A 25,576-nucleotide genomic window follows, 5' to 3' on the forward strand; every position below is an offset into this window, starting at 1 on the left:
TGTAAGTACGAAAAACCTTGCTTTTCACGCCTGATCGTGTTTCATCGCCCCTCTTCCCTGCCGGGCGCGTGGCATCGTGTCCGGCTATACCCGTGCGTTGAAGGCTTTCGTGGCCACGCAACATTGTCGGAACGGTTCGCAATGTTTGGGTTGAAGCAATCCGGAGGGACTGCATGCCATTGTACGAAACCGTGCTTATTGCACGTAATGATATCAACCAGCAGCAGGTTGAAGCTGTTGCCGAAGTGATCAAGGGTCTCCTTGAAGCTGACGGTGGCTCCATCAAGAAGCAGGAATACTGGGGTCTGCGTTCACTCGCTTACCGTATCAAGAAGAACCGCAAGGGCCATTACATGCTCCTCGGTCTTGACGCGAAGCCCGAGACCCTGCGTGAAGTTGAGCGTCAGCTGAGCCTGAACGAAGACATCCTGCGCGTCCTGACCCTGCGTGTTGAGGAAATCGACGAGAACCCGTCCCCGGTTCTGTCCCGCAAGGGCGATGACCGTGGTGAGCGTGGCTTCCGTGGTCCGAAGCCTTCCGGTCGCTTTGAAAGCGGTCGTTCCTCACGCCGTTCTTATGACGATCGCGAAGAGTATCGCGCTCGTGACGAGAACGTCGAACCGGCAGCGGAGTAAGGTCGAATGTCCGAAAGCAACGAAATCAATCCGGGCGCCCGTCGCGTAGCTGTTGGTGCGCGTCGTCCGTTCTACCGTCGTCGCAAGGCTTGCCCGTTCTCCGGGGCGAACGCGCCGAAGATCGACTACAAGGACGTCCGTCTGCTGAGCCGCTTCCTCTCGGAGCGTGGCAAGATCGTCCCTAGCCGTATCACGGCCGTGTCCGCGAAGAAGCAGCGTGAACTGGCTCAGGCCATCAAGCGCGCCCGCTTCCTTGCCCTGCTGCCCTACGTTGTGGGCTGAGGGAGAAGATCATGGCTGCAACTGAAGTTATCCTGCTCCAGCGCGTCGAGCATCTCGGCCAGATGGGTGACCTTGTAAAGGTGAAGCCGGGTTACGCCCGTAACTTCCTCCTGCCGCAGGGCAAGGCGATCCGTGCCAATGCTGCGAACCGCGAGCGCTTCGAGCGTGAGCGTATCCAGCTTGAGGCCCAGAATATCAAGCGTCGCGAAGAGGCCGAGCGCCTTTCCGAGCGTATGGAAGGCCTCACCGTTGTCCTGATCCGTCAGGCTGGTGACGGTGGCAACCTTTACGGTTCAGTCTCCACCCGTGACATCGCTCAGGCGACGACCGAGGCTGGTCTGACGATCTCCCGTAATCAGGTGTTCCTCTCGCACCCGATCAAGTCACTGGGGCTGTATGACGTTCGCGTCGCACTGCACCCGGAAGTTTCCATCGCTGTACGCATCAACGTGGCTCGTACGGTTGAAGAGGCTGAGCGTCAGGCTCGCGGTGAAGTGATTGGCGCCGAGGAAGAGACACCCGTTCTCGAACTCGCCGAGGAAGAGACTGCTTCCGAAGCTCCGGCTGAAGAAGAAGCTTCTGCATAAGGCCCTTTGGTCTTATTCGGACTCTGGAAGAAGGCCGGGATGGTTTGCCATCCCGGCCTTTTCTTTTGACCGGACGTCTGATGAAATTCGGACGATTGATACTTGCATAATGTCTGTTTTCGGTTGCTTCAATCAGACTGCAAGACAGGAATGGCATGTCCGGGATCTTCTTTAGGGAGTGGCTGAAAGGTTGATCCATAAATCTGCTGATGGAATTTCCATTAAATCATCAGGAAATTTCGGGAATGTCGTTGTTTTGAAAAAGAATGAAATTAAAATCATTTTTTTATCAGTGGATTGATCTGAAAATACTTTGATGTTGTGATGAGTTTCTGAAAAGCGCGCTGACGTTAACATGGCTCTTCTATGGAAGTATGCGGCCCGTTTCCAGGGCCATATCCATTCTGTCGTGAAGAAAAACAGATCAGATACGTCATGTCGGAACGAGATAAGATATACAGGATAAGGTATAGGAAGAGCCGACCTGTTCGGGATGTGATGTATGGGATTGACGACCGGACATTTTGTTTTGGGAGAGACGATGCATGAAAATCCTACTTATTCCCCTTCTCCGGCGTTTTATTTCAGTGGGCTCTCTGGGTGTTGTCTTTGCTGATGGCTCTTCCACTCTCTTCAAGGGCGCACAGGCGGGCCCTCACGCTGCATTTCGTTTCACAAACTCGGATGCTGAAAAACGTCTGTTGATCAATCCTGGTCTGGGGTTTGGTGAAGCCTATATGGATGGCGGAATACAGCCTGACGGCTGCACACTTTATGATCTTCTGAATGTCATGATGATCAACGCCATGAAGCCGGGCGGTCATATCGGGGAGGCTGTTTCTGCGGCAACACGTTATGCCAGACGGAGCTGGATTCAGTTTAATCCTGAAAGTCGGTCACGCAAAAACGTCGCGCATCATTATGATCTCGATACACGCCTGTATGACCTGTTTCTGGACAAGGATCGTCAGTATTCCTGTGCTTATTTCAGAACAGGAAAAGAAACGCTGGATGAGGCGCAGGAAGCCAAGAAGCGCCATATAGCCTCAAAGCTTTTGCTCGATCGACCGGGGCTGGAAGTGCTCGATATCGGGTGTGGTTGGGGCGGAATGGCTCTGACGCTGGCGCGTGATTACGGCGCGCAGGTAACGGGCGTCACGCTTTCGATCGAGCAGTTGAAGATCGCCCGAGCGCGAGCGCAGGAATCCGGGCTTTCCAGTCAGGTGCGGTTCGAACTGCTTGATTACAGGCATGTTCAGACACGGTATGATCGCATTGTCTCTGTCGGTATGTTTGAGCATGTGGGCATTGGGCACTATGAGGCTTTTTTCAGGAAAGTGCGTGAGTGTCTGAAAGACGACGGTGTCGCCCTGCTGCATTCCATTGGCCGCAGCGATGAACCCGGAACGACCAACCCCTGGATTGATAAATATATCTTCCCCGGAGGTTATTCACCCAGCCTGAGCGAAACATTCGCTGCTATTGAAAAGACGGGATTGTGGGTAACGGATTGTGAAATCCTCAGACTCCACTATGCGAAAACGATATCCATATGGCGGGAGCGTTTTGCGGAGCAGCGTGAAAAAGCCAAAGCTCTGTATGATGAGCGTTTCTGCCGTATGTTCGAATTCTACCTTGCCGGCGCGGAACTTTCCTTTGAAGTGCAGGGACACATGAATTTTCAGATTCAGCTCACTCGCGACATCAATGCAGTTCCACTGACGCGAGATTACATGTTTGAAGCGGAAAGATCACTGAAGTAGCTAAAGCGAGATTTATGCTCGCTTTTCAGCGGTATTGAAAAACTAAAACTATGAATGGAGTGAAAAATTCCAGTATCGCTTTCTCCTCATTGCGAGGTGGAGGGTTTTTAGAACCCTCCAGGTGACGGTGTCACCTCTTTACTGGCTGCTGATGTCAGAGCTGTTTCCAATGCGTGTGCGTGGTGCTCTCATGGGATTGTCCGTGTCTGTATAATGGTTTTTCAATGAAACGGTTTCTTTTCTTTTTCCCGTGCTCCTCCATGCCTCCAGAAAACCAGTTTTTGATCTGATGGTCTTCTCAGCATGCCGCGGCGACCCATTCAGCCTCGTGTAAACGCTCCAATATAATTCACACCCAGATCACGACTTTCCCGCCAGCCGTTGCCCAATAGCGAAGGAGTCATGCCGGCAATATCCTCCAGCCTCAGACCGGCCTGTCGTCCGTACTGTCCCAGTTCGGAAGGTGTCACGAACTTGCGCCAGTCATGCGTGCCGACAGGAAGAAGTCGCATGATATATTCAGCCCCGACTTTCGCGAAGGCGAAGGCGCGCGTGGTGCGGTTCATCGTGGAGACGAAAACCCAGCCGCCCGGTTTCACCAGACTGGCGAGCATCGACATGAAAGCAGTGGGGTCCGTGACATGCTCGATGATTTCAAGGGCCACAACGGCGTCGAACGTCACGCCTTCGGTTACAAGCGCTTCAGCGCTGCCGATGCGGTAGGCGAGGGAGCCGGCCCCTGCGGGTAGCGGGTTTTCCTCAAGATGCTTGCGGGCGGCGGCAATGCCTTCGGCGGACGCATCCATTCCCAGCACGTCGTGCCCCGCCTTCGCCAGAGCCTCGCTGGCCAGTCCTGCGCCGCACCCGAGGTCGAGCACGGTCAGCGGTGACTGTTTTCTGCTTCTCAGCGGCAGATGACGGTCGATCCAGCCTATGCGGAGAGGGTTCATGGCATGCAATGGACGCATTGGTCCGGTCGGATCCCACCATTCACGGGCAATCGCGCCGAAGCGGGCGATTTCTTCAGGCGAAACAGAGGCAGCCGACGCATTGGCCTGTCCGGTTGCTGTTTCCGGCTCTGTTGTCTGCCAGTCACTGTCATGAGCAGAATGCATGAAACGACACCTTTCAGCTGCGTTCCCGGCTGGACGTAAGCCAAGGGCGAGGTTATGTGACGCGGCTTGCACGCCTTGGCAATGGCTCGTCATGCAGTGGATGATCGGCTGATATTTATCAGCCATTCCTATTTGTACACAGACAAACCATCGGCCGGACGTAAGAGATAACACAAGACACGCAGGGTTCAGGTGGCGTTTCTGGCATCTGAACGCCTGTGTGAAAAGAGCAGACCTCCGTACAGACGGGGGATGGAGACAGGTCAGACCATGGAGCGCACTCCACCACGGATTGTCATGAAGTTCGGCGGCACGTCAGTGGGCGACCTCGATCGGATCCGTGCGGTCGCCAGGCGGGTTCAGGCGCAGATCAATGCCGGTTGCGAAGTGGCTGTCGTCGTCTCCGCCATGTCCGGAGAGACCAACAGGCTGGTCGGTTTCTGTGAAAGCCTGTCGCCACTTTATGACCCGCGCGAATATGACGCAGTGGTCGCTACTGGCGAGGAAGTCACCAGTGGTCTGCTGGCGCTCGCCCTGCAGGCGCTGGGAGTGAACGCCCGGTCCTGGCAGGGATGGCAGGTGCCGATCCGCACAGACAGCGCTCATGGCAAGGCCCGGATCGACTCCATCGACGGCGAGGCGCTGTCCGCCTGCATGAAGGAGGGGCAGGTGCCGGTCATTGCCGGATTCCAGGGTGTATCGCCGGAAGGGCGCGTGACGACACTGGGACGTGGCGGTTCCGATACGTCCGCTGTGGCCATTGCGGCCGCCATCAAGGCTGATCGCTGCGACATCTATACGGATGTGGACGGCGTTTATACGACCGATCCGCGGATTGTGCCGAAAGCCCGCAAGCTCGCCAAGATCACCTATGAAGAGATGCTGGAACTGGCATCCGTCGGCGCGAAGGTGCTGCAGACCCGCAGTGTCGAACTCGCCATGAAAGAGCGCGTGCGTGTGCAGGTGCTTTCCAGCTTCGCTGACGAAGCTCCCGCAGAAAATGGCCACCTGCCCGGGTCGCTTGTGGTTGATGAGGACGAAATCGTGGAACAGGAACTCGTTACCGGCATCGCTTACTCTCGCGACGAAGCCAAGATCTCGATGCGCCGCATTCCGGACCGTCCCGGTATCGCGGCCGCCATCTTCGGCCCGCTGTCCGAGAACAACATCAATGTCGACATGATCGTCCAGAGCACGGGCGAAGACGGCATGACCAACATGACCTTCACGACCAGCAAGACTGATCTTGCCCGCGCCATGGCGGTGATCGAGACGGCGCGTCCGGGTATTCAGTATGGTGAGGTCATCACTGACGACGCCGTAGTCAAAATCAGTGTGGTGGGTGTGGGTATGCGCTCGCACGCCGGCGTCGCCAGCACGATGTTCCGCACCCTGTCTGAGCGTGGAATCAACATTCAGGTTATTTCCACCAGTGAGATCAAGGTGTCCGTGCTGATTCCGGCAGACTATGCGGAACTGGCCATCCGCGCGCTGCATACAGCCTACGGGCTCGACGCAGCGTAAGCTGCTTCTACTTTTGACGCGATGATGGAGCCTGCCGCTGTGACGCCCGACTTATCCTCTGACATGACGGCAGTTGCTGTTCAGACCGCCCGTAAGGAACTTGACCAGCTCTGGTCACGCGGTACCGAGTTTCTGGGCACTGAATACGCCATTCTCGCTGGCGCCATGTCCTGGGTGAGTGAGCGCAATCTTGTCGCGGCCATCTCCAACGCGGGCGGTTTTGGCGTGATCGCCTGTGGCGCCATGACACCGGAGTTGCTGGAGAAGGAAATTGCGGGCACGCAAAGTCTGACCAGCAAGCCGTTCGGCGTGAATCTCATCACCATGCATCCCCAGCTTGATGATCTGGTTCAGGTCTGTCTCAGGGCGGGCGTAGGCCACATTGTTCTGGCTGGCGGCATTCCTCCCTCAGCCGCGATTCGTGCCGCAAAGGACGGTGGAGCGAGAGTCGTCGCATTTTCTCCGGCGCTTGTGCTGGCCAAACGTCTGATCCGCATGGGCGTCGATGCGCTGGTGATTGAAGGGGCAGAAGCGGGGGGGCATGTCGGGCCGGTCTCCCTGACCGTTCTGGCTCAGGAGATTCTGCCGCATGTCACGGACGTGCCTGTGTTCGTGGCAGGTGGTATTGCCCGTGGCGATGCGATCGTCGGCTTTCTTGAGCAGGGTGCGTCCGGCGCACAGTTGGGGACGCGTTTTGCGGCGGCGGCAGAGAGCATTGCCCATCCGCGTTTCAAGGAAGCATTTGTCCGGGCTGCTGCCCGGGATGCGATGACTTCCGTACAGCTTGATCCGCGGTTTCCTGTCATTCCGGTCCGTGGACTGGTGAACGAGGGCAGCAGGAGCTTTCTTGTGCATCAGGCTGAAACGCTTCGACGGTTTCAGTCTGAAGAATTGACCAAGGAAGAGGCTCAGCTTGAGATTGAGCATTTCTGGGCTGGCGCATTGCGCCGCGCCGTGATTGACGGTGATGTCGAGAACGGATCGGTCATGGCCGGACAGTCGGTTGGCATGGTAAAGAGTATCCAGCCGGTGAAGGACATTATTGAAGAACTCGTCGGGCAGGCGGTTGGCGCTCTGGTAAAACGGGGCGCTCGTCGGGGAGAGTGAATGGGCGTGGAGACCTCGAAGCGAATCGAGGAAAACACAATGGGAAAGGACGAACCACAGGACACTGCGCAGGTTCCTGATCAGAACACTGATCAGACTGCGGAGGCCTCCCGTGCGTGGTCCAGCCCATTACCTGACTTTCACTCTCTTGGCGTAGGACATGCGCTCAAAATAAGGCGTGAGACCCTTGGCTGGTCCTTGCCCGATGTCGCGGCATGGCTCTGCATCAAGCACTCTTATCTTGAATCCCTGGAACATGATCGGGCGGACAGTATTCCCGCCGGCGCCTATGCGCTGGGCTTTCTTCGCACTTACGCCGCTGCGCTGGGTTTTCCCGCCGAAGCGATGGTCACCCGCTTCAAGCGGGAAGACCGCAATGTCGCGAAAAAGCCCGAGCTGACATTTCTGACTCCCGAGCCCGAACGGACAGTCCCCGCGAGCGCTTTCGTGCTGGCTGGTCTGTTCGTCATCGTGCTGGCCTACGCAGGCTGGTATGAAATGGGTGGTCATGAACCGGTGCATCTGGAAACAGTACCATCAGTCGCCAGTGTGATGCCGGGTGTGAACAGCTCGGCATCACCCTCTCCGCAGATTGCGACGGTGATGCCTGATGCGGCGCCTTCGATATTGAGTGGCAACAAATCTCCCGCACTTCCGACGACGCAGGGTGATTCAGCAGCCGGCCATGTCGGTGCGGATGAATTTGCAAAAGCGGTCAGTATGCTGCCGGAGCAATCCGCCGGAGCCGCGCCCGGATCAGCGGGCTCAGTGTCGCCGGAATCGGCAGTGCCGGGTGCTCCGCCCGCTGTCAAGGAACTCGCTGCCCCTGAGATTGCCGCCATACCGAAAGCGGCGCAAATCAAGGCTACAGCCAAAAGCTGGATTCAGGTCAAGGCTGCTGACGGCAAGGTCGTATATGACCATATCATGGAGCCGGAGGAGGCGTGGGAGTTTCCGAAGGAGGGGGCTCCGTTCACTCTGACCGTGGGAAATGCGGGTGGTGTGGTTCTGGCTGTTGATGATGTGATGACCCAGCCGCTGGGGCGGGATGGGGCTGTCAGGCGCAACATTCCTGTGAGCGAAGAGGCAATCCGTGACGGCAGCGTGGCGGGACTCGCTCCGAAAGCAGCCGATGGTGCGACTGCTGCTCCGGTGGCGTCAGGTGATGATGGCTTTGGGGAAGAGAAAACACCGTTTCCCCTTCCGCCGCCACCTGTGGTAAAGCCACGGGTCACACGCCCCAAACCAGTGCCCCCGGAAGACAAAGAGCTTTCCGCGGATGATCTGAATGCGCGCCAGTTGAAGACTATGGGCGATCCACGTTGATGCGCCTCACAGGAAACAACCTGCCTGTTGTTGTAATGGAATGCGTTCTGCATTCCGGTCCGGGCTTGCGCTCTGGCTTTCGGATGACAAATTTGGCAGGAATACCCGAAACCGAACGGACATTCCCCGAGGCATGCTCTTTCAGCCTCGACCTTCGTCCCGACAGGAGGATTGAACGATGAGTGGCTACAGGCCTTATCAGTATATTGAGCGCCGCAAGTCGCGTCAGATTCACGTCGGCAAGGTCGCGGTCGGTGGGGACGCGCCGATTTCGGTCCAGACGATGACCAATACCCTGACCAGCGATGCGCAGGCGACGATCGAACAGATCCGTCGCGCCGAACTGGCCGGAGTGGACATCGTGCGTGTGTCCTGCCCTGATGAGGAAAGCACGGCGGCTCTTCATGAGATCGTGCGTGAAGTGAATGTTCCCATCGTTGCGGATATCCACTTCCACTACAAACGCGCCATTGAAGCTGCGAAAGCGGGTGCGGCCTGCCTGCGTATCAACCCTGGCAACATCGGCAGCGCCGAGCGTGTCCGTGAGGTTGTGAACGCCGCGAAGGATTATAACTGTTCCATCCGCATCGGCGTGAACGCCGGTTCGCTTGAGAAGCATCTGCTCGAAAAATATGGTGAGCCTAATCCTGATGCGCTGGTCGAAAGCGCTCTGGAACACGCCAAGATCCTTGAGGATCATGACTTCCACGAGTTCAAGATCAGCGTGAAGGCGTCGGACGTCTTTCTCGCGGTAGCGGCCTATCAGCAGCTTGCCGATGCGTGCGACCACCCGCTGCATATCGGTATCACCGAAGCCGGCAGCCGCCGCGCCGGAACGGTGAAGTCCTCCATCGGTCTTGGAAACCTGCTGTGGGCCGGTGTGGGCGATACGATGCGCGTTTCCCTCTCGGCTGAGCCGGAAGAAGAAGTGCTGGTTGGCTGGGATATCCTGAAGTCCCTCGGCCTGCGTCATCGTGGTGTGAAGATCATTTCCTGCCCGTCCTGCGCCCGTCAGGGTTTCAACGTCATCCAGACGGTGCAGACGCTGGAAGATCGCCTTGCGCACATCAAGACGCCGCTGACCCTCTCCATCATCGGTTGCGTGGTGAACGGTCCGGGTGAGGCGCTGATGACCGATCTCGGCGTGACAGGCGGCGGCTCGGGCCGTCACATGGTCTATTCGGCAGGCAAGCAGGATCATACGGTGCCGGGTGACTCGATGATCGAGCATATTGTCGGTCTTGTTGAGGACCGCGTGTCGAAGATCGAGGCGGAGGAAGCCAGGGAAAAAGCGGAAGGCATTACCCTGCCGCTGCCTGACCTCGCCAGCGCGAAATAAATTAATCAGGTCTCGGAGGCTCCTGCCTTCGGGACAGTCTATGAGAGACCCAGTCGCGGCCATCAGGCATTCTCGTCTGATGGCCCGATGGCGTCCTGAGCCAATCTGTCGGAGTCCTGTCCTTATGAGCGCCATCAGACCCGTTCGCGGTACCCATGATCTGATTGGAGAGGACCAGCGTCGTCACGCCCATGTCGTTGAGACGGCCAGACGGGTGACGGCCCTGTATGGCTTTGAGGAATGGACGACGCCTGTTTTTGAGGAGACAGGCGTTTTCTCCCGCTCTCTGGGCGACACGTCGGATGTCGTTTCCAAGGAAATGTACACCTTCGAGGATCGAGGCGGGGATTCCCTGACGCTCCGCCCTGAGGGAACGGCCGCCATCTGCCGGGCGCTTGTCACCAATGGCCTGACACAGTCGCTGCCGCAGAAGGTGTTCTATACGGGGCCGATGTTCCGTTACGAGCGGCCGCAGAAGGGGCGCTACCGCCAGTTTCATCAGATTGGCGCGGAACTGATCGGTCCCGGTGAACCGATCGCGGACGCCGAAGCCATCGCCATGGGACGCGACGTTCTGGCGGCTCTCGGCATTATGGATAATGTCGTTCTTGAGCTGAATACGCTCGGTGACGCGGAAAGCCGCTCTGTCTGGCGTGAAGCTCTGGTGGCTTATTTTTCGGACTTCCGTGATCGTCTTTCCGAAGACAGCCGTAACCGTCTGGAGCGCAATCCGCTGCGCATTCTCGACAGCAAGGCGCCGGAAGACCGCGAGCTTCTGGCGGATGCGCCGATGCTGGCTGCCAGCCTGAATGATGCGTCGCGTCGATTCTGGGATGACCTGCGTGACGGACTCCAGATGTTTGGCGTCGCCTATACGGAAAACCCCCGAATTGTGCGGGGACTGGATTATTACAGTCATACGGCCTTCGAGTTTGTCACAACCAATCTTGGCACACAGGGGACCGTTCTTGCTGGCGGGCGGTATGACGGTCTCGTGGCGGAAATGGGCGGACCTCAGACACCTGCCATAGGCTGGGCTGGTGGCATTGAGCGTCTGGCCATGTTGCTGGAAACCACTCCTCCCGTGCGGCAGCCTGTCGCGGTAATCCCGGTAGGAGAGGTGGCGCAGGAAGCGGCCGTTCGTGCTCTTTCGGCGCTACGTGCTGGTGGTGTCCGGACTGAGATGGCCTACCGTGGCAATCTGAAAAAGCGCATGGAACGCGCCAACAAGACCAATGCGTCCCATGTCGTGATCATTGGAGAAACTGAAGTGGCCAGTGGAACGGTTCAGTTGCGTAATCTCGCCACCGGCCTGCAGGATGAAGTGGCGGCGACTGCGCTGGTTCAGGCCGTCAGGCAGTCAGGAGAAGTCAGCGCGTGAATCTTGACGACCGGCTTGATCGTATTGTTGCCCGGAGTGAGGAACTCGAGGCCCTTCTTGCAAGCGGCGTAACGGGCGAGGACTTTACGCGGGCTTCCCGTGAGTATGGGGAAATCGAGCCTCTGGTTGCGAGGGTGAATGCTCTGCGGGCTGTGCAGGCCGAGGAGCAGGATCTGAAGCTGCTTCTCGATGATCCGGAAATGAAGGCACTGGCCGAAAGCGAACTTCATGAAGTGAAGGATCGCATCGGAGCGCTTCAGCAGGATGTCCGTCTGGCGATGCTGCCCAAGGACGCAGCGGATGAGCGAAGCGCCATCCTTGAAATACGGCCTGCTGCCGGAGGGGATGAAGCGGCGCTGTTCGCTTCGGAGCTGTTCGGGGCGTATCGACGGTATGCTGACCTTCGTGGCTGGAAGTTCGAAGTCATGGAATATGACGAAAGCGAGCTTGGTGGCCTGCGCGAAGGCATTGCGACGATCAGTGGCAAAGGTGTTTTTGCTCGTCTGAAATATGAATCCGGCGTTCATCGTGTTCAGCGTGTGCCGGCGACGGAGAGTCAGGGGCGTATTCATACCTCCACCATCACCGTCGCTGTGCTGCCGGAAGCGGAGGAGGTCGATGTGCAGATTGATGAAAAAGATCTGCGTATCGATGTTTACCGCGCCTCTGGCGCTGGTGGGCAGCACGTCAACAAGACCGAAAGTGCTGTGCGGATCACGCATCTTCCAACCGGCGTTGTCGTGGCGATGCAGGAGGAGAAAAGCCAGCACAAGAACCGTGCGAAGGCGATGAAGATTCTCCGGGCCCGGCTTTATGAACAGCAGCGAGCGAGCCTTCATGAGTCCCGCGCGGCCGATCGGAAGTCACAGGTGGGAACGGGAGATCGCTCCGAACGTATCCGGACTTACAATTTTCCTCAGGGCCGGGTGACCGATCATCGTATCGGGCTGACCCTTCACAAGATTGACCGTGTGATGCTGGGGGAGTTGGATGAGATTGTTGATACGCTGCTTCAGGAAGATCAGGCAGCGCAACTCGCAGCGGCTGGATTATAACCTTAAGAAATCTTTATTGTTTTGCAACAAAAGTCTGATTTAACTCAATACTAACCACTCAGGTCTTAATCTCCTGCATCAGGGTTCATAAAGCAGGTTGATTTCGTTGCGATATTTTACTTGCATGTCAGTAATGCAATTTCAGAAGAAATCCGGTTATTTTCTGTTTTCTTTTACACCAAAGCCGGTTTTCCGGAAGAGCAGAGGGCTGCCTGCCAAACTTTATGGCGTGCTGGTTGCTGCGGTGATCGGTTTTTCCGGGCTCTATCCGGCCTCTGCTCAGGCGCAGACAGTCCGGTTCTTCAATGGCCAGAATGGTCTTTCCGATGCTTCTCTGAACATTTTCGCCCAAAACTCTGAAGGGTTTTTGTATATCGGGAATAAAACGGGACTGTATGTCAGTTCCGGCGGAGAGTTTACACGCGTCGACAAACCCGATGGCTTGCCTTTCAGGCATACGGCTGCGATTGCGGCCGGAACTGACGGCAGTATTCTCATCGCTGCTGATAAGGAATTGTGGCTGAAAACCAGAAGCGGTTTTGAAAAAATGCCGTTCCAGTATGATGGCAGGATATCTCTTGCCGCCTATGGAATGGATTTCATAGTGCTGTCTGGTGAAGGACCCGCTCGAAATGGAGGGATCTGGAGGCTGTTTCGTCACCAGGAGGCAAAGCCTGCATTTACGCCTCTGGTGAAAGACCATACTGACAGCCAGATATCTTCAAGAAACCCTCTGAATGCAGAAGTCTTGTCCGTAATGGTTTCTCAGGAAAAAACGGTCTGGATAGGATGCGGCACAGCGCTTTGCCGCTATCGCGATGGGGGGGTGGATAAATTTGACGAGCGGCAGGGGGTGCCGAGAGAGGTCTGGCACGCTCTGGTCATCTGTCAGGATGGCGCTCTGATTGCCCGAAGCGACAGAAAGCTGGTCATCATTGCTGCTAATGGCGGAGTTCATGTGGAAGAGATTCCATATGAAATTCCAGACTATTTCAGAAAAAACCCATCTGAAATTTTTATGCTTCGGATGGCTGATGGATCTTTGATGACCCCGGGCCATAATTCGCTTGTTGGCCGATCCTCAGCAGGACACTGGGATGAGATGGATTGGCCGTCTGGCTATTCCCCGCAGATGATTTCCAGTGCGTTTATCGATAGGGAATATGGCGTCTGGCTGGATAGTCCAGGGCGTGGTCCTGTCCGTATCGCGGGTTTCCCTTTCTGGAAAAGCTTTCTCCCAGGAAACGATATATCACCGATGCATGTCTCCGATGTAAGGCATGATGTTGCTGGTAATTTATGGATTGCAGCAGAAAATGGCCTGTTCGAATATGCTGCGTCGTCATCTGGTCGTGATGCTGCGCACCTTCTGAAGCATCTGGAACTTGAGAATATCAGCTCTTTGATCCGTACGGGAGATGGGGCGCTGTGGACTGCGGAAAAAGGAAAAGGATTGATCCGGATTGACCCCGTGAGTGGTCAGGTCAGAAAGCTTCCTTCCCCTGAGCAGGTAACTGGTGCGCTGCAGCTTGATAGCGGTGGACGAATATGGGTTGGAACGGTTGCCGGTCTGATACGAATAGATGATCCATTGCGTTATGCTTCGCATTTGCCGACAGTATTCGCATTACAAAATCATCGTATTAACGCCTTGTGTTTTGATCAATTTGGACGACTTCTTGTTTTGACTGATAGCGTTCTGTTTCAGGAAACTGCGGCAGAGAATGTTTTCGATCCGAAGGTCGATCTGGATAGTTTTGATATCGGAGAGGGCAACGCCATGGCGGTGACAATGTCCAACGATATCTGGGTTTTAGGGACTAAAGGAAATATTCGGAAAATCCTTCTTCCGGAAGACGGTTCACCAGTCGTATCCATGCTGGAGGGTGGTCCGAAAAGCGGTGGATTTACAACAATCTTTCGAGATAGCCGGGGATGGGTATGGCTCGGCGGATCTCACGGACTGGATGTTTCGACCCCGAACGGATGGTCGCATTTTGATTTGACGAATGGATTGGTTTCCAGTCACATCCTTCAGGGCGCGATCAATGAAGATGACGACGGATCACTCTGGTTTGGCACGGAAAGTGGATTAAGTCATCTCAGAGAGCCTGGTTCGCTTCCGGTATTGCCCGATTTGCATACAGGTTTTCTTTCAGCCCGCCTGGATAATGTAGACCTTTTGGGAAAAGAGAGCTTCTGGCCAGATGGTGACAGAAAACTTTCTCTTCAGTTTGTTGCGCCAACATTTACCGGAAACAGGGAAATTAAATATCGATATCAGTTGATGGGTATTGATACTGCTGCCACAGAGACATCGGCAAATTTTGTAAATTATGCAAACATAAAAGACGAAAAAATAATTTTTCAGGTTCAGGCGTTGGATCTGTTGAATTATCGTGCTGCCAGTAGTGCTGTTTTATCCGTGCGGTCTGCCGGTCTTAAAGTATCCGGTTTCAAAGGTGACTGGTGGGTTGTATTCCTGCTGTTGTCGTTGGGTTTGATCAGCGCAGTTTCATACAGAAGAATAAGGGCTTTAAGGCAGAAAAATTTCGAAGCCGCTGTGCGAGGTCGTACACGGATGATGGAAGAAATGCAGACGCAGCTCCTGCACCAGTCGCGCGTTGATGGGCTGACGGGTCTGCTCAATCGTCGAAGTGTTCTGGATGAACTTGATGAACTTGTGGCGGCTATTTCCTCGAACGATCTCGTCGCTGTTGCGCTGATTGATATTGATCATTTCAAAACAATTAATGATACGCTTGGGCATCAGGGTGGTGATTATGTCTTGGAACAATATGGGCAACGTTTAAGGCAGTCTGCTGGATCGACTGCTATTTGTGGACGTTACGGGGGGGAAGAGCTCATTGTCGTGTTCACTTCTATTTCTTCCACAGAAGCGTTGCTGTCGCAGGTAACTCGACTGCATGAGCATTTACGTGAACCGATGATTTATGGTGCATCGGAGGTTGTTGCGACGTGTAGCGTGGGTCTTGCCATTATTGTACCGGGGGACACGGCATCCAAATTGATTGGACGAGCAGACCGGGCACTCTACAGAGGTAAAAAACGTGGAAGAAATTGTATTATATTAGCTGAATAAATAATGAAATTTATTTATAGAGAGGTGATGAGGGATTTATTTATAGTGTTGAGTTTTTTTGTTTTAAATAAAATTTCTATTTGTCTGGAGATATTTTTATTTCTTAGAAGTTGATGTGCATCAAAGATCTGTAAAATGAAGTCAATTTATCATATTTAGTATAAAATTCAGATGGTTATAGTATTTCTGCTCTGCGTCATTGATTGACGTAGAGCAGACAATTAGAAGCATAATTTATTACAGACGGAATATCGTGTGTAATAAATTATGTTCTCTTGATAAAGTCAGAAGGATGCGCCTTCAGTGACTGCAAAAGCTTCCGGCTGGCTATCATCCCGGTTTTCTTCATCATCAGAAGCGGCGTCAGAATCCTGTTTATAGGGTGCTCTGGACCGCGCGGAGCGTTCCTGCCTCTCCTGCTGTGCCTGCTGTGCGGCCTGATTCATGACATTCAAGATGCGGAAATAATGCTCTGCGTGTTGAAAATATGCTTCTGCGAGAACTCTGTCACCGCTGCTTGTCGCATCACGACCAAGCTGAAGATATTTCTCAAAAAGCTGTTGCGATGTGCCGCGAATACGAACTTCCGGACCATTGCTGTCGAATACGTGATTACGATTAAGAGGTATCTGGCCATTCTGATGGCGTGTGCCACCTCCGCCGCTACTTCCACTGGGACGATGATTACGGTTGCGCATGCGTTTTATATTCATGGCGTTACCACGATGCCTTCTTGATTTTCAATCGATTTGTCCTCTGGGCAGCTAGCTGAGCCCTGATCTACCCTCATCATCGCTCTAAAGCATATCCGGAGATCGTCCGGAAACATCCAAGGGGTCTAGAGGGACTATTGGTAACTAGCGATACGAAACCGAGTTTCAACCGCTTCCGCCAATGCTCGACATACTTTGAGCATAAGAATGAGAAGGATGCAAGAGCATAAGTTCTTTGTTTGTGATAATATCGTTATAACCGTCAGTTACGTTTAGCTCCAAAAATCAGGAAATTTATAACCATCTGATAGGAAATGAAAAAAATGGGTCATAATCATTCCAAACCCGCAACAACAGCCCAACGCCTTGAGAGAGTCCTGTCTCGGCTCCCAGAAGACTGGGAAGTACGTGTTGAACGTGTAGGTACATCGGGTAGCTGGCGTGCTTTGATTCAGGCACCTGATATGCAGGGAATCTGGTGTGAGGATGAGGCTACTCTGATTGATGCCTTTGAGGGGGCATGGCGACTCAACCGGCTACCATCAATCTCTGGACCAGCTCTAGGACCGATCGACATTCAGGATTCCCTTTTTTTGGAATGAGTGATTCATAGAGCACCGTGTTGGAACACGGAGCGTGGGATGGGGATCAAGCGTTACGAGTTGACCGAGGTGCAATGGCAGAGGATTGCGCCTTTGCTACCCGGCAAGGTCGGTGATGCAGGCCGTAGCGGGACGGATAACCGCATGTTCGTGAATGGCTGTCTTTGGGTTCTGCGCTCCGGCGCGCATTGGAAAGACCTGCCTGAGCGGTATGGCAAATGGAAGACGGTACATCGTCGGTTCAGCCGATGGTGCCATGCCGGGGTGTGGGAAAAGGTTTTCGAGACGCTGACGGCCGATCGGAACAATCAGTATCTGATGCTCGATTCAACCATCGTTCGCACCCATCAGCAGGCCGCGAGCGGAAAAGGGGGGCCAAAGATCAGGCGCTGGGGCGTTCTCGAGGTGGTCTGACGACCAAGATTCATATGCTGGCCGATGCGCTGGGCCGCCCGCTGTGCTTCGTGGTCACGGCTGGTCAGGTTGGCGACGTCACCCAGGCGCCGGCCCAGCTCGCGGGTCAGGAGGGGGCTGCCGTCATTGCCGACAAAGCCTATGACAGCAATGCGTTACGTACCCTCATCGCTCAGATGGGTGCAGAAGCCGTCATTCCTTGTAACCCGACCCGCAAGATTATCATCTCCCACGATGCCATCGCCTACAGGCTACGTAATCGTATCGAGCGGCGCTTCAACCGCCTCAAGCACTTCCGACGCTTCGCTACCAGATATGATCGACGCACCATCCATTTCCTCGGCTTCGTTCACCTCGCCTCAGCCATGATCTGGATGACCTGAATGTCGATCCGTCCTAGAGCGCATGAACCCCACGCCAGATGATGTAGTCAGCGGCAACAAAAATAAGACTCGCAAAAACGGCCTCTAATCGTCCCTGTGTCCTGCACATGACGCGGCCAAATCGACTATCGTGGTAAGTGCCGATAATCCCGCCGAAAAATGGAGAGAACGGCCAGTTCTCAATCCATATAGCCTGACAGGATGTAACTCAGTGCCGCACTGATGCTAAAAACCGCAACCAGAAGAGATGCTGATAGTATTGATGATTGGCATATGCATGAAAGCCATGAGATCTGGCACAGTGAGAAAGTCACCACCAATACCCAAAAATCCTGAAAACAGACCGCTTCCGGTTCCAAAACGGGCGATTTTAAAGACAGTTTTGTTATATTGAAAATTTTACAGAATATACTTTCAACGCTGGCAATATTCTGACCGATTGCAAATTGTCTTCCCAATTTCTCCTGTAGCTTGACGGCCGTAGACAGGTGGTCGGCATGCGTCCAGATGAGGGGGCGTAGTCAGAGCGCTGTCCACTGTGGCAGCTTTCCGCGTGATGGATCATACGTAACATGTGTTGCTGTGAATGTTGTTTTATCGAAAATGTCTGAAAGACTGATCGTAGTTATGGATTAAAAATAGCTTATTTGATTTGGTGCGTTGCGACGGAAAGTATCATAATAGTAACTATAGGATATTCCATTTTATTAAAGTATAAAATTTAATAACATGTAGTATATAATTTTAATTAAATAAAAATACAAAATATTTTAATTGCACATTTTAATTAATATTTAAAATACATAATTCTATATGTATTATTATTTGATATGCTTTTTGGAGAAACTTTGTGTTGTCGCTGTGCAACATTCGCGGGAAATGAGGAAACAGCAGGCGCGCTTATATTGGAGAAGAAGATAAATCGTAGTACGCGCAGGACGGTCAAGGTGAGTTAGTGGTAATGAAAAAAATAAAAAAAATACCCTTCTCCGGTAACCGTGGACCTGTCGTTTCGTATCGGAATAGCCGGGTTTTGTGTGTACCGTTCTGGATGCTTACGTGTAGCCTCACTGTTTCTTCAGAAGTGAAGGTGGCAGAAGCGCAAGTTGTCGTGCAACGACCATCATCGGCGGCAATTGTTCACAAACCAGTTGGTCCTTATGACGCGCCCGCCCATGCGGCGCCGAAAAAAACGCCCATAACGCCCGCCCAGCGGCTGGATGCCCTGTTTGATACGGAAAGCATTTCCGCGCTACTGAACAACGAGGAAGATGCCATTCGCGAGCGTGATCTCTCTGCCGGTTATTATGTGCCCGCGCAGACGTTCGGTAATCTGGTTCCTGAGTTGCAGCCGGGACGTAAATGGTTGCAGGATCGTGGCTTCAGCTTTCAGTTTGCCTATAAGGCGGAAGGGCTTGCCAATATGGCAGGCGGGCTTTCCAAAGGCATGGATTATGCCCATGAACTGACGCTCACTACCCGGTTTGATCTGGGGAAGCTTATCGGATTGAACGGCTGGATGCTGCACGCCGTTATGATGGAGCGTGCCGGTCGTCAGGTTACCACGGATTATGTGGGCGATCACCGGATGCTGCTGTCCGAAGTTTATAGCCTTTCGGGTCACATGGCAGCACATCTTGCTGATATCTATCTTGAGAAATCACTTTTTCATAACAAGATTAATATCAATGTGGGCCGGTTGACGCTGACACATACCTACGCAACGTCTGTTCTGCTGTGCACATTCATGATTCAATGCTCAGCGCCCGTTGCCCTGAAATCGCAGGCTGGCTGGAGTGTGTATCCGAAAGCGACCTGGGGCGGAACGATACGCGTGAGACCGGTGCGTGATCTTACGCTTACGACGGGCGTGTATGCTGCCGGCCCCTTGACATCGAACCCGTCTGGTTGGGCGTGGGGCAGTGAGCAGCATACGGGTGTCATGCTGCCGGTCGAACTGACATGGGAGCCGTTTTTCGGAGAAAAAAAACTTCCCGGTCATTACAAGATAGGATTCGGTCACGATACAAGCCATTACAGCGATATGCTGGGCACTATTCCGGCCGCTTATGCGCATGATTACGCCGGGCATGATGGTGGCCCACGGGATACATTCTACTTTGAAGCGGATCAGATGGTGTACCGTAAGGGCGGAGACCATCAGATGGCAGGTGGATATCTGCTTGCGGGCTATATTCATAATACGCCAAGCGTCTCGGTGTGGTCTGACCAGTTTTATGTCGGTGCGTCTCTCCTCGGTATTCTGCCCTATCGTCCGTTCGATCGTTTTGGTGTGATGTATTCGTACTATCAGATCAGCCACAATCTGACCGAAGGGCAACGTCTGAGGCAGATGGCGGGGATGTCGATGGGGCCGTTCGTTAATGATCCCCAGACGCATGCTGCGACGCTGGAAGCTTATTACGGTATCCCGGTCGTGCCGGGTCTCGTGGTGCAGCCGGTCTTCGAGTATATGATGCGGCCTGGTGAAACTTCGGTTATTCCCAATGCAATTCTGGGTGGTCTGAAAATTCTCGCTGCGCTGTGATAAGAAACTCCCCAGCTTCCTGTTCAGGAGGCTGGGGAGGGTGTCTGTGAAAGGCTGTTTCCCAGACATCCACGACCAGCATTGTTTGAATTTTCATGTTGTTCTCTGTAGGGAGTAAGCTCTTCTTTGTGACTGCGTGGTTCAATCATGGCTCTCCCTCTTTCCGCTCTGGCATCTGATTCTGCAGGTGATGTTGCGCATTTAATCGAGACGGCTCTTACGCCGGTTTTTATGTTGTCCGGCGTGGGAACGCTCCTCAATCTCCTGAATACACGTGCAGGCCGTGTCGCGGATCAGATTGAAAAAGCCTCTGATCTTCTTGCTGACGAGGGGGATGAGAAGGCGAGGCATAAACTTCAGAAGCATTTTATGCGCTTACAGAGGCGCGTTATGGTTCTCGATATGGCCATAATGTTTGGTGGTCTTGCCGGAGCCATGACATGCGGCGCTGCATTTGTACTTTTTCTTGGTACAGTAAGGGATGCTTCCATTGCATTGTGGCTGGTCGGTCTTTTTGGGGCGGCTTTGCTTTGTACAATCGCCTCACTGGCATCCTTTCTGGGAGATTGTTTCCTGTCCTGGGATACTTTGAAAAAAGTTGGCACCCTCCCAAAGAATGTTAAAAAAACAGAAGAAAAAACCAGTTAGTTCCGTACATAAAGAAATCTATGAATCATAAGAAGATATAGAGAAAATACGCTCTTTTAACAAGGCATATTTTGAAAACAGCTTTTTCTTCTGGCAGTCATGAAGAAAAAGCTGTTGTGGATTTCAGTCGAACCGTTTGCCATTGATGATGACATAACCCGGAATATCCCAGGAACCACCAGTGCCTTTATGTGTCCAGTCGATCCCCTGACGGCGGGGAGAGTCATAATAATAGCGTCCTACAATGTCCGCCATGTCGCCATCCCGCACCCACGGCCATTCCGGTGCGTTGATCTCGTCGAGGTTGCTGACAACGCGGATTGAAATTCCCTGTCCGACATTCACGTAAAAATAGCCATGCCAGCCACTGCGTGTATGTTTGGCTTTTTCTGAAACAGCTACAACCTGTCCACAGATATGAACAGGAACATCCTGTTTCTGTCCGCCGTTCTCGAAAGCCTGCTGAGCCTGAACGAAGCTGCTGTTATCGCAGGTGGATGAGACACTTCGTGCGAAAGATGATGTGCCGCCAAGTGTCAATGCCAAAAAGAGTCCAGCGATAAGTGAACCTGACGGTCTGGATAATGCGATCATGAAAGTCCTCTTGTGACCATTGGATGAAGCGTATGGACATTGTTGTGCCCGTTGATGGCGCAGATGAGGCGGCATGTATGGCATGGAGGTTTTTTAACCCACGCCGAGACGAGTGGTGGCGAAGTAGCGATCCACTGCATCCCGCATGGCGCCAGCCACCATGGCTCTATGGCCTGCCTGTCGGAGTGCGGCCTCATCACTGCGGTTGGACATGAACCCCATTTCCACGAGTACTGAGGGAATGTCCGCCGCTTTGAGAACAACGAAAGCGGCGTGACGGTGTGGATGCGACAGCAGCGAAAGACGCGACTGGAAGGACGAGACAACCTGATTGGCAATATGAGTGGATCCCCGGCGTGTTTCTTCCGAAACCAGACTGGCCAGTATCTGTTGCACTTCCGGGGACGTTGCGTGGACATGCGGGCCACCAAAGAGATCGGCGCTGTTCTCGCTCTGGGCAATCATGGCTGTCTGTGAATCTGATGCGGCTCCGGCAAGCGTGTAGACACTCGCACCTCGTACGGTCGGGTCGTGCAGCGCATCGGCATGCATGGAAATGAACAGGGAGGCTTTGTGTGCCTGCGCCATCTCCACTCTGCCTTCCAGTGGGATGAAGCGGTCGCTGGACCGGGTCAACGCGACACGGTAGCGTCCTGTCGCCAGTAATTGCCGCTCCAGTTCTGCGGCTGCGGCCTCCGACACATGCTTCTCATACGTCCCCGAATAGCCGATGGCTCCCGGGTCTTTGCCGCCATGGCCAGGGTCCAGCATGACGAGCGGCGGCGGCGGTGCGGCCCCTCTGATAATGGCAGGCGCGTGTACCGTGTTGTGGAGATGTGAAGACGCGGAAGTATGTGCGCCCGTTCCCGTGCGGGCGAAGGCGACCTCGGAAAGCAGGGGGGCGAGGCTGGCGATAAGGGCCGTCCTGCGATGAAGAGACACGCCCATCAGTCCTGATGTCGCACTGGCAGGTAGCGGATCAGCTGCTTTTGCGGCGCAACCCTGTCGGAAGGAGTTGCCCGGAAGTATAGGGTCGTTCGGCAATTTATCTCCATTATCCAGATTCTGGGCCATGAACTGCGTCCTGAAAGAGGCTTTTACGATTTTGCCATGCTGACGTTTGGAAGTCATTAATGAACGATGATTATGTCAGGAGAGTGTGGGGTTCGTTGCGGCTGCATTCACTCCCGGTTACATACAGTTGTATCCGATGGCTTGCGTACTCTGCTGGTTTCGGCCATGTTTGCGAGCATGTGGCCCGTCTGTGACGGTTATCCACTCTGCCCGGACCAAGGCAAGTCGCTTCTTCATCATCCAGAAGGCGGCCGAGTTTTGGGTCAGGCCTAATTTGTAATGATCGACAAGGGCGGATGAGAGCAGGTCTGGACACACTGGCGGAACAAGGGAAGGGCAGGGAGCGCAAGTGTCCTCTTCATGCCCCATTTCCGCTGTCAGTGATGGACTGTCATGCCGGCATCACTGTCTCCCGAAGGTCGCTCACGTCCGTTATCCCCGATCATATAGTCGATTTTCCCGCAGCGCTCCCGCGCGGCGCCCATGTCCATTTTGGTTTGTTCCAAGCTGGTTGGCTGCGCCCGTCTGGACGAGCGCCGGGACACCGGAGTTTCCTTTTTTATGAACAAGCGTATGCTGATAGACGCAACGCACGCGGAAGAAACCCGCGTCGTTGTGATGGACGGAAACCGTCTTGAAGATTACGATGTTGAAGCTGCCAATCGCAAGCAGCTCAAAGGCAATATCTATCTTGCCAAGGTCATTCGCGTCGAGCCCAGCCTTCAGGCGGCCTTCGTAGAATACGGCGGAAACCGCCACGGTTTCCTCGCTTTCAGCGAAATCCACCCAGACTACTACCAGATTCCGGTTGCAGACCGTGAAAAGCTCTTGGCTCTTCAGGAAGAAGATGCGGCCGAAGACGACCTGATGGATGAAGCCGCCGCGTCCGAAGCCGAGGATGCAGAGCAACCTGAAGAAGCAGCCCATTCTGAAGAAAGCGGCGAGGGTTCCTCGTCCGAGCAGACTCCTGACTTTGTCGGTGGCGAGACCGACACCGGCGAAGAAGCCATGGTGCAGAAGCGCATGGCCCGCTTCCTGCGCAGCTACAAGATTCAGGAAGTTATCCGCCGCCGTCAGGTTCTGCTTGTACAGGTCGTCAAGGAAGAGCGCGGCAATAAAGGCGCGGCCCTGACCACCTACGTCTCGCTGGCCGGTCGCTACTGTGTGCTGATGCCGAACGCCCTGCGTGGTGGTGGCGTGTCCCGCAAGATTACCTCCGTCACGGATCGCAAGCGTCTGAAAGACATCATCGCGGATCTGCAACTGCCTCGCGGCATGGCCATGATCGTGCGTACGGCCGGTGGTCAGCGCCCCCGCCCTGAAGTGATGCGCGATTGCGAGTATCTGCTGCATCTGTGGGATGAAATCCGCGAACACACCCTCAATTCGGTCGCGCCGGCTCTGATTTACGAGGAGGCCAGCCTCGTCAAACGGGCGATCCGTGACGTCTATACCCGTGATATTGACGAAATTCTTGTCGATGGTGAGCCGGGCTGGCGTGCAGCCCGTGATTTCATGCGGATGCTGATGCCGCAGAGCGCGCAGCGGGTGAAACTGTGGCGCAAGGAAAATCAGCCGCTCTTCAGTCATTATCAGGTCGAAGGCCAGCTTGACGGGATGCTGTCGCCAACGGTGCAGCTCCGTTCCGGTGGTTATCTGGTCATCAACCAGACAGAAGCGCTGGTGGCGATCGACGTGAACTCGGGACGCGCCACACGCGAGCGCAATATTGAGGAAACAGCGGTCAAGACCAACCTTGAGGCCGCTGATGAAGTGGCGCGTCAGCTCCGCCTGCGGGATCTGGCCGGTCTGATCGTCATCGATTTTATCGACATGGAATCCCGGCGTCATAATGCTCAGGTCGAGCGGCGTCTGAAGGACGCCCTGCGCCATGACCGCGCCCGTATTCAGGTGGGAGGTATCTCTCATTTCGGGCTGCTGGAAATGTCCCGCCAGCGTCTGCGCCCTTCCGTCGCTGAATCTGCTTTCGTGCCATGCCCGCACTGTCAGGGCACCGGTATTGTGCGCGGCATCGAGAGCTCGGCTCTCCATGTGCTGCGTGCCGTCGAGGATGAGGGCGGTCAGCGTCGAGCAGCGGAAATTGTCGTGCATGTCGCCGGTGAGATCGCGCTTTATATCCTCAACAACAAGCGCGACTGGCTGACAGCCATCGAGACGCGCCACAAGATGCAGGTCATCTTCTCGGCGGATCAGTCTCTGCCTGCGCCGCAGATCCGGATCGAGCGTCGTCGTGCGCAGACGGCCCGTTTCGATGCGCCTGAAATTGCAGCGTCGGTTGAGGACGAAGGTTCGTCGTCGAGCCGTGCTCCATCACCACGAAGAGATGAATCCACGCCCGCAGAGACACGGGCGAAGGTCATCGCGATCAGTGATGAGCCACCTGCGACGTCGGGTGAAGCACGGGATTATCCTGAGGCGCAGGAAGAAGAGCGGAGCGAAAGCGACAGCACGGGTCGTCGCCGTCGTCGCCGTCGTCGCCGTCGCGGACCAAGAGAAGACGGTGCAGTTGATACGCGTAATGCAGAAGGCGTTTCTTCTGAAAGCACAGGCGATCGTCCCGTTGCCGGGGAAGACCCCTATGCAGAAAACGTGCTTTCGCCTGCTGCGGAACCGAATGAAAATCTGGTTCCGGGCCGTAACCGCACCCGTTATTCCCGCAAGACGCCGTCTTCTCAGGCCGATACAAAGCCGATGGTCGATCAGCGTCCCGTGAGTAACAGGAACCAGTCTGTCAAAACGTCCGCTCCAGCGACGGCGTCAGGCTGGCGTGGTCCGACACCGGCTGACCCGTTTGGCGGAAGTTTCGACATCTTCGACATCATGGATCAGGCTGATTTCGAAGCATCCGTTGAGACCAAGGCGCCTCCGGCACCCAGACCTGCTGCTCAGAGGCATGAGCAGCGTTCTGTTGAAGCTGAGTACGTGGCTGACACGTCAGTGAAGGCGGTTGAGCCTGATGTGACTGTGGTAGCAGAGGTTGTGCAGGAAGAGCGTCCGGCCCGTCGTCGCAGTCGTGGACGTCGGGGTTCAGGTGCTTCCCGCAACACGGTGGAGACAGCATGGGACGGTCATGTTGAAGTGGAGGCTCCAGCAGAACCCGCATCCGCGCCTGTACCTGAAGCGGAAGCAGTCGCAGAGGAAAAACCTGCTCCTCGCGGCCGTCGCCGGACGCGCAGAAACCCGGAAGCGGATACTGTTGCGGAAGCGCCTGAAGCAGTGGCGCCTGAAGCAGAGCCGAAAGAGGAAGACACTCCAAAAAATGATCGGAAGCCGGTTTTGGTCGAGCCGAAAATCATTGATGAAGACACACCAGTGGCCAAGCCACGCGCAGGATGGTGGCGTCGTTAAAATCTTCTTCTGAA

The 25,576-nt window shown here is 54.6% G+C and carries 18 protein-coding genes and 1 pseudogene; 15 read left to right on the forward strand and 4 right to left on the reverse strand.

Annotated features, from left to right (window positions below):
- Window positions 1–173 precede the first annotated feature (173 nt).
- The 4 genes from rpsF (at window position 174) to A0U92_RS05310 (ending at window position 3,267) form a co-directional block, all read left to right on the forward strand.
- A complete protein-coding gene (gene rpsF, locus A0U92_RS05295) occupies window positions 174–635 on the forward strand; it encodes a 30S ribosomal protein S6 (protein WP_077812323.1) in 462 nt (153 codons plus the stop codon).
- 6 nt (window positions 636–641) lie between these two features.
- A complete protein-coding gene (gene rpsR / locus A0U92_RS05300) occupies window positions 642–917 on the forward strand; it encodes a 30S ribosomal protein S18 (protein WP_077812324.1) in 276 nt (91 codons plus the stop codon).
- Window positions 918–928: 11 nt separating this feature from the next.
- A complete protein-coding gene (rplI, locus tag A0U92_RS05305) occupies window positions 929–1,504 on the forward strand; it encodes a 50S ribosomal protein L9 (RefSeq protein ID WP_077812325.1) in 576 nt (191 codons plus the stop codon).
- A 545-nt stretch (window positions 1,505–2,049) separates the two neighbouring features.
- Window positions 2,050–3,267 carry an SAM-dependent methyltransferase gene (locus A0U92_RS05310; RefSeq protein WP_077812326.1) on the forward strand — a complete coding sequence of 406 codons (1,218 nt, stop codon included), beginning with the start codon at window positions 2,050–2,052 and terminating at the stop codon, window positions 3,265–3,267.
- A 320-nt stretch (window positions 3,268–3,587) separates the two neighbouring features.
- Here the strand turns inward: A0U92_RS05310 and ubiG are convergent, their stop codons facing one another.
- Window positions 3,588–4,382 (reverse strand): bifunctional 2-polyprenyl-6-hydroxyphenol methylase/3-demethylubiquinol 3-O-methyltransferase UbiG, encoded by a 795-nt coding sequence (gene ubiG, locus A0U92_RS05315; protein WP_077812327.1) that lies wholly within the window; start codon window positions 4,380–4,382, stop codon window positions 3,588–3,590.
- A gap of 270 nt (window positions 4,383–4,652) precedes the next feature.
- Here ubiG and A0U92_RS05320 point away from each other — a divergent pair, with 270 nt between their 5' ends.
- The 7 genes from A0U92_RS05320 (at window position 4,653) to A0U92_RS05350 (ending at window position 15,217) form a co-directional block, all read left to right on the forward strand.
- Window positions 4,653–5,906 carry an aspartate kinase gene (locus A0U92_RS05320; protein ID WP_077814264.1) on the forward strand — a complete coding sequence of 418 codons (1,254 nt, stop codon included), beginning with the start codon at window positions 4,653–4,655 and terminating at the stop codon, window positions 5,904–5,906.
- 63 nt (window positions 5,907–5,969) lie between these two features.
- Window positions 5,970–7,013: an NAD(P)H-dependent flavin oxidoreductase gene (locus A0U92_RS05325; protein WP_236748342.1), complete on the forward strand. Its 1,044-nt coding sequence runs from the start codon at window positions 5,970–5,972 to the stop codon at window positions 7,011–7,013.
- A gap of 39 nt (window positions 7,014–7,052) precedes the next feature.
- Entirely contained in the window at window positions 7,053–8,339 is a 1,287-nt protein-coding gene (locus tag A0U92_RS05330) for a helix-turn-helix domain-containing protein (RefSeq protein WP_236748283.1), read from the forward strand.
- Window positions 8,340–8,517: 178 nt separating this feature from the next.
- Window positions 8,518–9,678, forward strand: a complete 1,161-nt coding sequence (gene ispG, locus A0U92_RS05335; RefSeq protein WP_077812330.1) for a flavodoxin-dependent (E)-4-hydroxy-3-methylbut-2-enyl-diphosphate synthase — start codon at window positions 8,518–8,520, stop codon at window positions 9,676–9,678.
- A 124-nt stretch (window positions 9,679–9,802) separates the two neighbouring features.
- On the forward strand, window positions 9,803–11,059 hold the full coding sequence (hisS, locus tag A0U92_RS05340) for a histidine--tRNA ligase (protein ID WP_077812331.1): 1,257 nt from the start codon (window positions 9,803–9,805) through the stop codon (window positions 11,057–11,059).
- Complete coding sequence (gene prfA, locus A0U92_RS05345; protein WP_077812332.1) at window positions 11,056–12,114, forward strand: peptide chain release factor 1; 1,059 nt, start codon at window positions 11,056–11,058, stop codon at window positions 12,112–12,114. The genes hisS and prfA overlap by 4 nt, the downstream gene beginning before the upstream one ends.
- Window positions 12,115–12,220: 106 nt before the next feature.
- On the forward strand, window positions 12,221–15,217 hold the full coding sequence (locus A0U92_RS05350) for a ligand-binding sensor domain-containing diguanylate cyclase (protein WP_149026381.1): 2,997 nt from the start codon (window positions 12,221–12,223) through the stop codon (window positions 15,215–15,217).
- Window positions 15,218–15,501: 284 nt separating this feature from the next.
- On the opposite strand, the gene A0U92_RS05355 is transcribed toward A0U92_RS05350, so the two are convergent.
- On the reverse strand, window positions 15,502–15,930 hold the full coding sequence (locus A0U92_RS05355; protein ID WP_077812334.1) for a DUF4167 domain-containing protein: 429 nt from the start codon (window positions 15,928–15,930) through the stop codon (window positions 15,502–15,504).
- A gap of 641 nt (window positions 15,931–16,571) precedes the next feature.
- Here A0U92_RS05355 and A0U92_RS05365 point away from each other — a divergent pair.
- The 3 genes and pseudogenes from A0U92_RS05365 (at window position 16,572) to A0U92_RS05375 (ending at window position 20,525) form a co-directional block, all read left to right on the forward strand.
- Window positions 16,572–17,329: pseudogene (locus tag A0U92_RS05365) on the forward strand (IS5 family transposase).
- A gap of 1,051 nt (window positions 17,330–18,380) precedes the next feature.
- A complete protein-coding gene (locus A0U92_RS05370) occupies window positions 18,381–19,877 on the forward strand; it encodes a carbohydrate porin (RefSeq protein ID WP_077812335.1) in 1,497 nt (498 codons plus the stop codon).
- A 147-nt stretch (window positions 19,878–20,024) separates the two neighbouring features.
- Entirely contained in the window at window positions 20,025–20,525 is a 501-nt protein-coding gene (locus tag A0U92_RS05375) for a DUF2721 domain-containing protein (RefSeq protein ID WP_077812336.1), read from the forward strand.
- A 123-nt stretch (window positions 20,526–20,648) separates the two neighbouring features.
- Here A0U92_RS05375 and A0U92_RS05380 read toward each other — a convergent pair whose 3' ends face one another.
- Together A0U92_RS05380 and A0U92_RS05385 are read right to left on the reverse strand one after the other, a co-directional pair.
- Window positions 20,649–21,119: a DUF3465 domain-containing protein gene (locus tag A0U92_RS05380; RefSeq protein WP_077812337.1), complete on the reverse strand. Its 471-nt coding sequence runs from the start codon at window positions 21,117–21,119 to the stop codon at window positions 20,649–20,651.
- Between the two features lie 93 nt (window positions 21,120–21,212).
- The gene (locus A0U92_RS05385; RefSeq protein WP_077814265.1) at window positions 21,213–22,193 is read right to left on the reverse strand and encodes an N-acetylmuramoyl-L-alanine amidase family protein; all 981 of its coding nucleotides are present in this window, start codon (window positions 22,191–22,193) and stop codon (window positions 21,213–21,215) included.
- A gap of 561 nt (window positions 22,194–22,754) precedes the next feature.
- Here A0U92_RS05385 and A0U92_RS05390 point away from each other — a divergent pair.
- A complete protein-coding gene (locus A0U92_RS05390; RefSeq protein ID WP_077812338.1) occupies window positions 22,755–25,562 on the forward strand; it encodes an Rne/Rng family ribonuclease in 2,808 nt (935 codons plus the stop codon).
- Window positions 25,563–25,576: the final 14 nt, after the last annotated feature.

This window comes from Acetobacter aceti (genome assembly GCF_002005445.1).
Classification (GTDB): Bacteria; Pseudomonadota; Alphaproteobacteria; order Acetobacterales; family Acetobacteraceae; genus Acetobacter; species Acetobacter aceti_B.